The sequence below is a fragment of the Floridaenema aerugineum BLCC-F46 genome (assembly GCF_041929345.1).
GTDB lineage: Bacteria > Cyanobacteriota > Cyanobacteriia > Cyanobacteriales > Aerosakkonemataceae > Floridanema > Floridanema aerugineum.
This window is the reverse complement of record NZ_JBHFNQ010000013.1, coordinates 73,678-86,236: the sequence shown is the minus strand read 5'-3', so window position 1 is coordinate 86,236 and position 12,559 is coordinate 73,678. Positions and strand designations below refer to the sequence as shown.

At 40.8% G+C, this 12,559-nt stretch carries 10 protein-coding genes and 3 pseudogenes; 3 read left to right on the top strand and 10 right to left on the bottom strand.

The genetic code is table 11. The annotated features are described in order from the left end of the window. Nucleotides 1-153 precede the first annotated feature (153 nt). The gene (locus ACE1CC_RS01580; RefSeq protein ID WP_413268718.1) at nucleotides 154-534 is read right to left on the bottom strand and encodes a DUF1636 family protein; all 381 of its coding nucleotides are present in this window, start codon (nucleotides 532-534) and stop codon (nucleotides 154-156) included. Nucleotides 535-549: 15 nt separating this feature from the next. After that, entirely contained in the window at nucleotides 550-2,418 is a 1,869-nt protein-coding gene (thrS, locus tag ACE1CC_RS01575) for a threonine--tRNA ligase (RefSeq protein ID WP_413268777.1), read from the bottom strand. A gap of 173 nt (nucleotides 2,419-2,591) precedes the next feature. Between thrS and ACE1CC_RS01570 the strand changes: the two genes are divergently transcribed. The 3 genes from ACE1CC_RS01570 to ACE1CC_RS01560 are packed head-to-tail and all read left to right on the top strand — an operon-like array spanning nucleotide 2,592 to nucleotide 4,976. Then, entirely contained in the window at nucleotides 2,592-3,368 is a 777-nt protein-coding gene (locus ACE1CC_RS01570; RefSeq protein ID WP_413268717.1) for a GTP-binding protein, read from the top strand. Then, nucleotides 3,365-4,180: a metallophosphoesterase family protein gene (locus tag ACE1CC_RS01565; protein WP_413268716.1), complete on the top strand. Its 816-nt coding sequence runs from the start codon at nucleotides 3,365-3,367 to the stop codon at nucleotides 4,178-4,180. The genes ACE1CC_RS01570 and ACE1CC_RS01565 overlap by 4 nt, the downstream gene beginning before the upstream one ends. 46 nt (nucleotides 4,181-4,226) lie before the next feature. Next, a complete protein-coding gene (locus ACE1CC_RS01560) occupies nucleotides 4,227-4,976 on the top strand; it encodes a metallophosphatase (RefSeq protein ID WP_413268715.1) in 750 nt (249 codons plus the stop codon). A gap of 176 nt (nucleotides 4,977-5,152) precedes the next feature. On the opposite strand, the gene ACE1CC_RS01555 is transcribed toward ACE1CC_RS01560, so the two are convergent. The 8 genes and pseudogenes from ACE1CC_RS01555 to ACE1CC_RS01520 all read right to left on the bottom strand — a co-directional run. Beyond that, nucleotides 5,153-5,995, bottom strand: coding sequence for an energy-coupling factor ABC transporter ATP-binding protein (locus tag ACE1CC_RS01555; RefSeq protein ID WP_413268714.1), 843 nt, complete (start codon nucleotides 5,993-5,995; stop codon nucleotides 5,153-5,155). 11 nt (nucleotides 5,996-6,006) lie between these two features. After that, on the bottom strand, nucleotides 6,007-6,798 hold the full coding sequence (cbiQ, locus tag ACE1CC_RS01550) for a cobalt ECF transporter T component CbiQ (RefSeq protein WP_413268713.1): 792 nt from the start codon (nucleotides 6,796-6,798) through the stop codon (nucleotides 6,007-6,009). Nucleotides 6,799-6,819: 21 nt separating this feature from the next. Then, nucleotides 6,820-7,143, bottom strand: a complete 324-nt coding sequence (locus tag ACE1CC_RS01545) for an energy-coupling factor ABC transporter substrate-binding protein (protein ID WP_413268712.1) — start codon at nucleotides 7,141-7,143, stop codon at nucleotides 6,820-6,822. Between the two features lie 3 nt (nucleotides 7,144-7,146). Continuing rightward, nucleotides 7,147-7,869 (bottom strand): energy-coupling factor ABC transporter permease, encoded by a 723-nt coding sequence (locus ACE1CC_RS01540; RefSeq protein WP_413268776.1) that lies wholly within the window; start codon nucleotides 7,867-7,869, stop codon nucleotides 7,147-7,149. Nucleotides 7,870-8,166: 297 nt separating this feature from the next. Continuing rightward, entirely contained in the window at nucleotides 8,167-9,282 is a 1,116-nt protein-coding gene (locus tag ACE1CC_RS01535) for an ABC transporter ATP-binding protein (RefSeq protein WP_413268711.1), read from the bottom strand. A 26-nt stretch (nucleotides 9,283-9,308) separates the two neighbouring features. Next, nucleotides 9,309-9,698: pseudogene (locus ACE1CC_RS01530) on the bottom strand (HD domain-containing protein); the annotation flags it as partial. Between the two features lie 177 nt (nucleotides 9,699-9,875). Beyond that, nucleotides 9,876-11,564: pseudogene (gene ltrA, locus ACE1CC_RS01525) on the bottom strand (group II intron reverse transcriptase/maturase); the annotation flags it as partial. A 667-nt stretch (nucleotides 11,565-12,231) separates the two neighbouring features. Then, nucleotides 12,232-12,411, bottom strand: a pseudogene (locus ACE1CC_RS01520) (HD domain-containing protein); the annotation flags it as partial. Nucleotides 12,412-12,559 lie beyond the last annotated feature (148 nt).

Sequence of the window (12,559 nt, the reverse complement as noted above, 5' to 3'; positions counted from 1 at the left end):
CCTCGCTGATAAATTTGACGAAAAGTTTTATCATAAGCTGTGACGCATTTAAATCACTTATTAACGAGTAGGGTGCGTCAGACGGTAAAGCCTTATATAGAAAGGAAAATATCTAAATCTGACGCACCCTACAATATGACTTGTGAAAAACTTTTAAAAATTTGGTAGGGGTGGAATTCTGGCTAAAATTCCCTTTTTCAAAACTTCGGGACGTTCTTGGTAAGGTACTATTCCATCTGGACTGGCATAGTATTGTTCTGCTAATTGTAGAATCGCTGGGGCACTTTCTAATGGTGGTAAGTCGCCAAACATTAAGGTAGTTTTGTTAGCAGCAGAAAAGGCGATCGCACAAGGTCGATTACACCCACTCAAACAGCTGACTGGTTCAATTCTATACTGCGATCGCAAACTCCATTCTGCTTGTAAATCTAACAAGTTTTGCAGTAAATAATAACCGCCTGATTCCCCTAAATGTTGGCGCTGACTAGATGAAAAGGCGCAGGATTTACAGACAAATAAAACGTGCTTATTCATGTTGATAACGAACTGTTAAATGCTAGATTTTTCTGCGATCGCTTTTTCCATTCGATCGATCAAGTTATCTAATGTCATAGTTCCCAAATCCCCAGTTTGACGAGTTCTGACACTCAAGTTTTTGTTGTCTAATTCTCGTTGCCCAATTACCACAAAAACCGGAATCTTTTGCAGTTCACAGGTGCGAATCTGTTTACCTAAACGTTCTCCAGTGCGATCGATTTCCACGCGAAATCCTTGCTGTTTTAAACTTTGGGCAATTGATTCTGTGTAATGTAATTGGCGATCGCTCACAGGTAATAGTTTAACTTGAACTGGTGCTAACCACAAGGGGAAATCTCCCGCATAATTCTCAATTAAAATCCCAAAGAACCTTTCTAACGATCCAAAGATAGCACGATGAATCATGATTGGACGCTGCCGGGAACCATCTGCTGCCACATATTCCATATCAAATCGTTCGGGTAAATTAAAATCGACTTGAATTGTCGAACATTGCCATAAACGCCCGATCGCATCTTTAATTTTAATATCTATTTTCGGCCCATAAAATGCACCCCCACCTTCATCGGTAACATAATTCCAACCTTTAGTATTCAACGCTTTAATTAACGCTTCAGTAGCTAATTCCCAAACGGCATCATCACCTACAGATTTACTGGGACGAGTGGAAAGATTAATCTCATATTCGGTAAATCCGAAATCAGAAAGAATCTTTTCCGTCAAATTCAACACGCCCAAAATTTCCTCACTTACCTGTTCTGGCAAACAAAAAATATGAGCATCATCCTGAGTAAAACCGCGCACTCGCATCAGTCCATGTAATACGCCCGATCGCTCATAACGATATACTGTTCCTAATTCTGCCCAGCGAATCGGTAACTCGCGGTAAGAATGTAAATTATTTTGGTAAGTCAATACATGAAACGGGCAATTCATCGGTTTTAATTGATAAGCTTGTGCCTCAATCTCCATCCGATCGAACATATTTTCCCGGTAAAAATCATAGTGACCAGAAGTTTTCCAAAGTTCCAAATTAGCAATGTGTGGCGTGTATAATAATTCATACCCTGAATCAAGATGTGCTTTGCGCCAATAATCCTCAATTAATAAGCGCATTCTTGACCCTTTTGGATGCCAAAAAACTAAACCCCCACCAGCATCTTCTTGAATGCTAAATAAATCTAACTCTTGCCCTAATTTACGATGATCGCGTTTTTTTGCTTCTTCTTTTTGCTGCAAATAAGTTTTTAACTCTGCTGCTGTTTCCCAAGCTGTGCCATATATTCTTTGCAGTTGCGCTTTAGTTTCATCTCCTCGCCAGTAAGCACCTGCTACACTTTCTAAAGCAAAAGCATCTGGGTTAATTTCTCCTGTATAATTAAGGTGCGGCCCAGCACATAAATCCCACCAAAATTCTTCTGCTGGAATGGTAACAGGTTCGATCAAAGAAGGTTTTACTTCAGGATGAATTGTCCCACGTCCCACATCTGGACAACCAATAAAATAACGGGTAATTGTTTCTGTTTCGGGAATACTATTGAGGATTTCCAGTTTATAAGGTTCGTTTAATTGCTCGATTTCGGCTTGAATTTGTTCTCGGTTTACTTCTTCCCTAATAATTGGTAAATTGGCTTTGATGATTTTTTTCATCTCGGCTTCAATTTGGGTTAAGTCCTCCGGGGTGAAAGGTTCTTGGCGATCGAAGTCGTAGTAAAATCCGCTGTCAGTCCAAGGGCCTATTGTTACTTTGGTTTCGGGAAATAGCTTCTGCACTGCCATTGCTAGAACATGGGCACAAGTGTGGCGAATGCGCCGCAGCTTTTGTGGATCGCTTTGGAGAACGCTTTCCTCAGAGGTTGCCTGGTTAATTTGACTGACCATAGCCATTTATACAATGATAATGGTTCTTATTTTATCATACTTTTGGGGAAATGGGGGAGCGATCGCACCTGTTTTTAACTTTCCTATTTGAATAACCTGACAATAAATATAAAATGATAATCATTCTAAAATATGATAGATTAAACTGAAAGTTAGCCATAAAAAACTACTTGATGGAACCAGCAAAAATTACCCTGGTAGCAGGAGCGATCGGTGCGGGAAAGACAACCTGGATCAGGCAACAATTGAGCCAAGTTGCTTCTTCAGCAGTCTATCTCAGCTTGGGAACAGGTAGCGTTCCGGTAGATAGCACTTATTTAGTCGCAGAAGTGCCGGGACTAATCGGATTAAACGATCAACAATTAGGGGAATTTCTAGCACAAACTAATGAAGAACCTAATATTTATATTGAATTGGGATTTTATCTGGATTTGGCATCACTGATGCTGCCATTCAATATATCTGATTGTCATAAAGTGGCAGTGTTACCATCAGGAATCGATCCGGCGGAATGGCAAGATTGGGCAGATACGATCGCGATCGGAATCGAAAACCAAATCACTTTATCCCAATCGGAAATTTGGCGTTCTGTGTTAACCGGACAAGTACTTGATTTTCCCAGTTTAAACACTTTTTGGTACGAACTGACTAACGGAGCTTATGGCAAAGTTGGGCGAATTAAGGGGATTTTTGATATTGCTGATGGAAGATCATTTTATTTTGACTTCGTAGCAGGTAATCCCCAAACTAAGCATACAGAATTGAATCTTGACCTTTGGTTAGATGGTAGACCAAATCGATTTAGTGGGATTGAAATAGTAGGCGAACAATTAGATCGAGAAGCGATCGCTCAAACTTTGAAAGATTGCTGTTTAGACGAACAAACGATCGCTTATTACCAACAACAAATAAAAACATCATTAGCACAACAAGAAGAGGAAGCAGCATGAAAATTGCCGTAATGTCTTGTATTCACGGAAACTACGAAGCATTAAACGCCGTATTATCTGATATCGACACACAACAAGCAGAAAAAATTTACTGTTTAGGAGATTTAGTTGGTTATGGACCATACCCCAACGCTGTTGTTGAAATGATTCGTTCTCTTGATATTCCCACTTGTCAAGGTTGTTGGGATGAAGATATTGTAGAAGGATTAAACTCTTGTGAATGTAGTTATCCTTCAGTTTTGGCAGAAAAGCGGGGAAAGGTAGCTCATGAATGGACAAATAAAGTAATTCATCCAGAAGTGAGAGAATATTTAGCAGAACTTCCTCTGAGTTTGCGAGATGGAAATCTTTGTTTTGTACATGGTAGTCCCCACAGTCAGCACGAATATTTAATGCCAGAAATGGATGCTTTTGTAGCAATGGAAAGAGTCATGTCTACAGGTGCAGATATTTTGTTTTGTGGACATACTCATGTACCTTATGTACGATCGCTTGATGCCGGAAAAATGGAAATTCGAGTCAAACTACCGAACAAATCAGAAGTTGAAAATACTAGCTTTAGCGCACCTTTAAAAAGAATTGTTAATGCTGGATCGGTAGGGGAACCGCGTCATGGTAGACCAAATGCTACTTATGTAATTTATGACACGGATAGCGATCGCGTCATTTTTCGTGAGGTTGAATACGAGTATCAACTAACTTGTGCCGCCATCATTGATAAAGGATTACCTGCAATTTTTGCATGGCGGTTAGCCAGAGGGTTAGAGTTTGCAGAAAGGGCTGACGATCCAACTCACGTTTGCGAAAGATAGAACAATTTTAGATTAGGTAATTTTCGGGTTTTTAGGATAATTTCACATGACATATTGGGCAATTCTTAGTGGCATTGAAGGCAATTTAGCTGCTTATGAAGCAGTTTTAGCTGATATTAAAAAAGCACGAAAATCTCTAGAGGCGCTTTATATTTTGGGAGATTTGATTGCTCCAAATGCAGAAAGTCAAAAGGTAATTAAAAGAGTGCGATCGCCACTTGCCAACGAACCTATTCCCCAAGTTTGCCAAGGTTGGTGGGAAGAACAATTACTTATTTTACATGGATTAGGGCGCACCGCAGAACCTACAGAATTAATTGAACGTTATGGAAAACCTGTAGTCAAAGATCTTTGGGATGCAGTACCGAGAGAGTTAATAGAATGGGTGCGATCGCTTGATTTTGGTTTCTTTGAACTTGATTGTTTGTTAATTCACGGGAGTACCGTCAGCGTTAGCGATGAATTAACTCCTGACACTCCGCCAGTTCAAATACTCGATCGTTTGATGCGAATGGATGCTAATTATTTATTTTGTGGGCGATCGGGATTAACTTTTGAGTATGAAATAATTGAAGGTAAAGTAAATTCAACAATTACAACTTTAGAGTATTCAGCTGTTCCTCAAACTGTGATGGTTAAACCCCGAAAACTGATTGGTGTCGGTAATGTTGGGAGAATTGCCGGACAAGCTACTTACACTCTCTACAATCCCTATACTAACGGAATTGAATTTAAAACAGTACGTTATGGAGAGGGCAAAGGTTTCAAAATTTCAACTGCACAAACAAGGCAATAAGTAGGTGCAAATAAATAAAGTGATAATAGTTATCTAAGGGTGGGGCAGGCAGGATGCCTACCCCACAAGAAAGCTGTAACTCTTGTGGGGCAGGCATCCTGCCTGCCTTGGTTTTCATTTGTTTTGATAATTTCCGGGTTGATATTAGATTCAGCCATTGGATTGTTTAATTAATATTAAACCTGGGAAATATTACACCACAAAGAGCGCAATTGAGCAACAGTTTTCGGGGGATTTTGCCGATCGCGTAAAGCCATCGGTAGGGCATTCCAAATTTCTAATAATGTAGGCATTCCTAGTTCTAATTGTTCCAGTAAAGCAACATTATTAAATACTTGATCTGCTGAAGCGGACATTAGCGATCGCCCTTCATGCAACACAATTACCCAATCAGCCCAACTATATGCTAAATCAAGATCGTGAGTTGCCATCACAATTGTTGTTCCATGATGATAAATGCGGTCTAATTCCTGCATTAAATGGCGAGTTTGTAACCGATCTAAATAAGCTGTTGGTTCATCAAGTAATAATAATTCTGGCTTTAATGCCATTACTCCTGCTAAAGCAACCCGCCGTTTTTGTCCTAAACTGAGATAATGTAACGGCTGATTAGCCAATTCTTGCAAATTAAAATCAAGCAAAGTTTGCTTTAATCTTTGGGCGATTTCTGCCTGAGATAATTGTAAATTACAAAGTCCATAAGAAATATCTTCTGCTACAGTTGCGGCTACTAATTGTTGTTCTGGATCTTGAAAAGCTAGTCCGATTCTTTGTCGCCATTGATTGAGCGATCGCGCTTGATATTGCAAAGGCTCACCTTGCCAATAAATCACCCCAGCACTACAACGATATAACCCATCAGCTAATAATAATAATGTTGATTTTCCACAACCATTATGTCCCAAAATTGCGGTTTTTCTTCTCGCCGGAATTGCCAAAGTTAAATCTACAATTGCAGGTTTATGAACACCTGGATAGGTGTAAGATACATTTTCAAATTGCAGGATGGATGGGTTCATGGTTAAGAAAATCACCAAAATGTTAGCTCGAAAATAACTAACCCAATACAACCGCACAAAGATTCTAAAGCATAACGTTTAGAGTATTTATAAGATTGAATTGAGTAAACTTGAAACTCTCCATTAAAGCCTCTTGCTGCTAATCCAAGGGAAAATTGTTGATAACGTTGTAGCGATCGCACTACCAACTGTCCTGTCAACAATGCTACACTTTTCATCCAACGTTGGCGAGTTCTATAACCGCCTCGTGCTTGTTGTGCTAGTTGCAGTTGAGTGGCGACATCCAGAAATAAAAATACAAATCGATACATTAAAAGCATTAGATCTAGCAATAGGGGAGGACAACGAAATCGCCGGAGAATTAATAGTAACTCAGAAAAAGGAATGGTGAATAAAATAAACAGCAAGCAAGAAAAACAGGCGAGCGATCGCATGACAATTTCCCCAGCTTGAATTAATCCAGAATGACTGATAAATAAATACCAATTACCAATGGTTAATCCACCTAAAGAACTTGCTTGGATGAGATTAATTTGATCGATCGCGACAACATTAAATAACAATGCGGGAAAACTGGTGATTAAAAACAAACTGACAACTCCCAAAACACGCCCATACACCTTTAATGGAATTCGAGCATAGCCGATCGTCCACAGATTTAACCAAAGAAAAATTGCCCCTTGGGTGAGAGGATGCGCTACTAAAGCGATCGCTAAAACAGTTAGGGCAAACATCAACTTTTGTAGTGGTGGTAATTTTTTCAGAGAATTAGTATGGCTATAAACATCAAGATGATGGTGCATTTTGTCAGATCTAAAAAACAATCAACTGTGATTTTTTTCTCTAATTTCCTGTCGTTCTCGCTGTTCTTGTCTACCACGATATAACCCAATTACATAACCAATCACCCCAGCACCTAATCCCGCTTGTACTGCAAACAATAGCGATTCAATTTCTCCACTAGCAGGTTCAAAAATTGGAGTTGCCCAAGGTTTATAATTGGGATTAACTTCTTGAATTGCTGATTCTGCTTTGCCATCGGCTCCGCCAAATTCGGCTCCACGAATTAGAATTAATGGTGCGATCGCTAACACCAATACACCCAATACTAAAAACCAATTATTCCAACTTTTTCGGGAAATTTGCATTTGTTATGCTCCTTGTTTAATCACATTTAATGCTTGTAACTCCTGACGATTATAAGTAACAAGCCAGTTCCAAACTAGCACTGTAAGCAAACCTTCACTAATAGCTAAAGGAATTTGAGTTATGGCAAAAATTCCCGCAAATTTAGCAAAAGCTGCTACCACTCCGCCAACTTCTGCCGGAAATGCTAACGCCAATTGAACTGATGTAATTATATAAGTGAAAAGGTTTGCTAAAGAAGCTGCCAGAAAAATTGCTAGAGTTTGTCTACCGCTGGTTTTCATCACCAATTGATAGATTCCGAAAGCAACAAATGGGCCAACTACTGCCATTGAAACTGCATTTGCGCCCAAAGTTGTTAAGCCACCATGAGCCAAAAGTAACGCCTGAAATAATAATACCAAAGCGCCCAATACAGACATCACTGAAGGGCCAAATAATACCGCACCTAAGCCAGTTCCCGTAGGGTGAGAACAACTCCCGGTGACAGAGGGAATTTTCAATGCAGACAAAACGAAAGTAAATGCTCCTGCGAGTGCTAAAAGTAGTTTAGTTTCGGGATGTAGGCGGGTAATTTGGGCGATCGATCGCAAACCCCAAACAAAAAACGGAATAAACACCACCCACCAGAAAATTGCCCATCCTACAGGTAAAAATCCTTCCATAATGTGCATTGCAGATGCAGCATTAGGGGAACCAATTACTAAATAACAACTTAACGTTGCCATCATACCCAAGCGAAACCACTGATGTCTTTTCAAGTAGTAAATACCTCCCAATGATAATGATTCTCATTCGCTCATTTTACACCATTCGCCGCCAATCCCAGATCCTCGTTCCCAGGTTCAACCTGGGAACGAAGAATAGAGGCTCTGCCTCTTGGTGCAAGATCTCAGTTTAGTCAAAATATTGGCATCCCCTCTGAATAATATAGAAGTCAAAACTCGCCCATTCCAAACATCTATAGCAAACTCGCAAAATTCCCCCCACATAACTTGAAATCAGCAAGCGAAAATATTCTCAACTCATTTTAAAGGATAAAGAGTGTCACCACTAGCAGGATCAAAAATAAACAGATGATTTAAATCAAATTGTACAGAAATGCGATCGCCAACTCTACCCCGCCAACCACCCGAAGCCAACACATCCATTTGTAAATCCAACCCAGATAAACTAACACGAACTAAAGTCTCTCTTCCCAAAGGCTCAATAACTTTCACCTCAACAAACAACTCTCCTTCCTCTTCCTCTCTGCGTTCTCTGCGTCTCTGCGGTTCAATTACTTCTATATGTTCAGGACGAATACCCAAATCTAAACTTTGCCCTTCCCTTAACTGTAACTTATCCCGCACAAAACCCGGACAACCTAACACTTGTTCCCCCACTTTAAACAGCTTACCTGCATAAATTGCAGGTAAAATATTCATCTTAGGATTACCCAAAAAAGTCGCCACCATGCGATTAATAGGATGAGCATAAATTTCCTGCGGCTCACCAACTTGTTGAATTTTCCCCCGATTTAAAACTATAATCTTATCAGCCAAAGTCATTGCCTCAACTTGATCGTGAGTCACATAAATAGTAGTAACTCCCACTCTTTGATGCAACTCCTTTAATTCTGCCCTCGTATCATCGCGCAATTGAGCATCTAAATTCGACAAAGGTTCATCTAACAAAAATACTTTTGGTTCTCGTGCGATCGCCCTTCCCAAAGCCACCCTTTGTTGTTGTCCTCCCGACAATTGTTTTGGTTTGCGATCTAAGAGATGGGAAATATCGAGCGATCGCGCCACCTTTTCCACTCTTTCTTTAATAATTGTCGGCGCAACCTGACGCATTTGTAAACCAAAAGCCAAATTTTCCCTTACCGTTTTATGAGGATAAAGGGCATAATTTTGAAATACCATTGCCACATCCCGTTGACGTGCTGGGACATGATTTACTAAAGTATCGCCAATATAAACACCACCACTAGTAGCTGATTCTAAACCTGCGATCGTTCTTAATATTGTAGACTTGCCACAACCCGAAGGGCCAACTAATACCCAAAATTCCCCATCAGGAACTTCAAAGGTAATATCCTCAATAGCGGTGACATGATTAAATTTGCGGGTAACTTCTGTTAATTTTACGTTTGCCATTTGCAATAATTTTTCACCAATCTCTACTAACCATTAACCAAACAATTTAATTCTGTGACAACCCGTTCTAGTTCGTCAATCAGTGGCGAAAAATAAACTTGGCGATATGCTTCCACTAAACTTTTATAATACCAAATACTGCCTTCTTTGCCTCCCTTAAAACGTTGCCAAACAGTTTCGCCTAATTCTCGATAATCTTTTAAGATCGATCGCGAATTATGCAACTTATCCGCCGCCGAAACTAGCAAAACCGATGACGAAGCAGTAGCAAGACTAGCAATAAAAATCTCTTTTCGTTCCTTCCAAGGCGGTTTTGGAATAATTTCTGAATCTGTACAACCATCAACAATAGCTGTTACATTGTCGCCAAAACGTCGTCGAATTTCCTCTCTAGTTTTAGCACCTCCTTGATCTTGTTGGCTAAGGTCGGAGCGTCACCACTCCGCCTCGCCTCCAGAACCGTGCTTGAGATTTTCACCTCACACGGCTCCTCAGTGACTTGGTGCTTTTCACGCATACCTCGATTACCCGTAGGGTTTAGGCGATTAAAAAGGATTAGCATCTAACCATTCCTCATTTAATTCTTTCTTGCCGACAGCATTTTCTGCTGTTACGATGTCGTGGCAGTGTCGATGGAGAAGTTGAAAGTTTTTATATTCATCTTTACCGCCCATTTGGACAGGAATTACATGATGAACTTCCAATAAATCTTCATCTTTGAAATACATTCCACAGTGGGCGCATTTCCCTTTCTGCTTTTTGAGTAGTGTTGTTACTCTTTTGTTAGCTTCTGGGTGTTGTCCCATTCTTGAACTCCAGTAAATCCAATCACCGTCGTAAGGACTGCGATTCCCCTGCACTTTTATGTGTCTAACTATTGGTGTTTCGGAGTGCTTTAAAAGGCGCATTTTGCCTTTTACCGCGAATGTCCATCCTTGCCCTGAATCTATAAGCCAGTACTTATTACTGACCCAGTGTTTATTCTTTTGGGGATGACGGTAATCGGCCCAAGCTCGGAGTTGTTGGTGCATTAAGTGGTCTACTTTTGTAAAAGTAGCTTTACTTGCTTGAGTTGAATAGTATCTAGCCCATCCTCTAATAATTGGGTTTAATCTTGTAATTAACGCCAATTGTGGCGCTCCCTTGTGGGCTTTGATGATTTTTCCAACCTTTTCAAGATGTTCTTTCACCTTTTCTTTGCTTGGGGTGATTAGTGGCTTAAATCCCAGGAGTTTCCCGTTAGTTCCTTTGACGGAGCGGTTTTTCCCAGTCGCATATTGTCTAATATGAAAACCGAGAAAGTCAAACCCCACGCTTCCCTCATGTTCATATAGAGTATGGGTTAGTCGTGTTTTACTTGATTTAAGCTCTAAACCCATGTCTTTTAGCCACTCTGCAATTATCTGCTGACATTTTTGGACAACGGTTAGGTCTTCGTGCATAATTACGAAGTCATCGGCATACCTAATGAGAATGGGCGATAGAATTCTGATACATTTTCCATTAACTCTAGGTTTTTTTTCAGGGAATGCCTGTTTTATCCGATTTTCCATCCCGTGAAGGGCGATATTGGCAAGTAGCGGTGATATTATTCCGCCTTGCGGTGTACCCTCAAATGTGGGGAATAGTTTGGAACCATCCATTACCCCTGCTTTTAACCAGGCTCGAATTTGTCGGCGTGTGGTGGGGGATGTATTTAGTTTTCTTAGCAGTGCATCGTGGTTGATACGGTCGAAGCATTTAGAGATGTCTGCATCAAGCACATATTTGGCTTTAGCTTTTACTCCTTTGAATATTGCGTCCATCGCATCATGACATGAGCGTCCTGGTCTAAAGCCGTAGCTATTTGGCTCGAATTTGGCTTCCCACTCTGGTTCCAAAGCTAGTTTAACTAGCGCCTGCAAAGCCCGGTCCTGTATCGTCGGTATGCCGAGTGGTCTTTTCTCCTCTGTTCCTGGTTTAGGAATCCAGATTCTTCTGGTGGGAGCGGCTTTATATCCTAGTTTTAGGTCGTTTGCCAGGGTGAGTCGTGCTTTTGGGGATAGGTTTTTCCGTCCATCCACTCCTGCCGTCTTCTTTCCTTGGTTGTCTTGTGTTACCCGACGTACTGCCAGACATTTTGCTGACCAGGATTTCATTAACAATCTCTGGAGTCTGTGGACTGTCTTGACATCTCCACGCTGAGAGGCTCGGTAAATCCGTTTTTGCAGCTTGAACACTCTACGCTCTAGCTTTCGCCAGGTTAGTTTGCTCCATTCATACGTAGTCGTTAACTCGCTCATAACTTATAAACCGCTACTGGAGGCTTTACCTTCCAAATCACCGTGTCTCTGTCTGCTTATCCTTGGCATTACCCAAGGCGTTTGCTTCTGAGACAATCCCTCCCACTCAATGCTTGCGCTGGCAACTGCTCAGGTTATCGACCTATCCTGAGAGCAATTGAGTGGGTTACTTCGTTCCTGATTTCCGTTGTTGCGTTGGTTTTAGAGTCTCTCTATCCACCGGGAGTTTTATGGATGCCTGTTAGTTAGCATAGATTAACTAACACCTTTGGTAGCCCCAATCGATGACTATCACTAACTCCTTTCCCATTTTGGGCAAGCCGATAATCCGCGTAGGCTTGTTCACGATGACGATGGTTCAGACGAGAGTTCGTATTCCTACTCATGACCAACTGTGCTAGACGGGATTCTCAAGTCGGATTTTGAGTTACCGCCGTGATTCCCCGTTTCACTTAGTTAGGTTGCCAAACCTAGCTAAATGGGGGACTCGCTGTTACTCCTGCATCTGGAGAGATGGAATTGATTATTCTGGCTTTCGCCCCTAGCTATCTCTGCTTTATTAAGCTCGGCTAGTTATCTCACCATCACGGAAATCAAGTTGTCAAGGTTGTTACCTTGCAGTCTTCCCTGAGTAATAAATTACTCATTTCGACTAACGAATCACACCGATCGCATCATGCAAAAGCGCCGCAATAGCCTCATCTTCATTAGCGCCATAATCCAAAGCAATACTAGTAACAGCCAGTAAATGTGTAATATAAGGAACACCACTTCCCTTTCTCACTTGAGTAGCGTGTAATTGACTGGCAAAAACCAGTGCTTCTGAAAAACGTTCTGAAAGAACCATTGATAGTTTTCAACTACATTTTAATCAATCCCATTTTACTACAAAAATTTCGTAGGGTGCGTTAGCTTTAGCGTAACGCACCCTTTTCCGCTTCTATGAACTAAAGTTTCACTACTAATCAAAGAGGAAAAATTATTTCCTCTGTTCC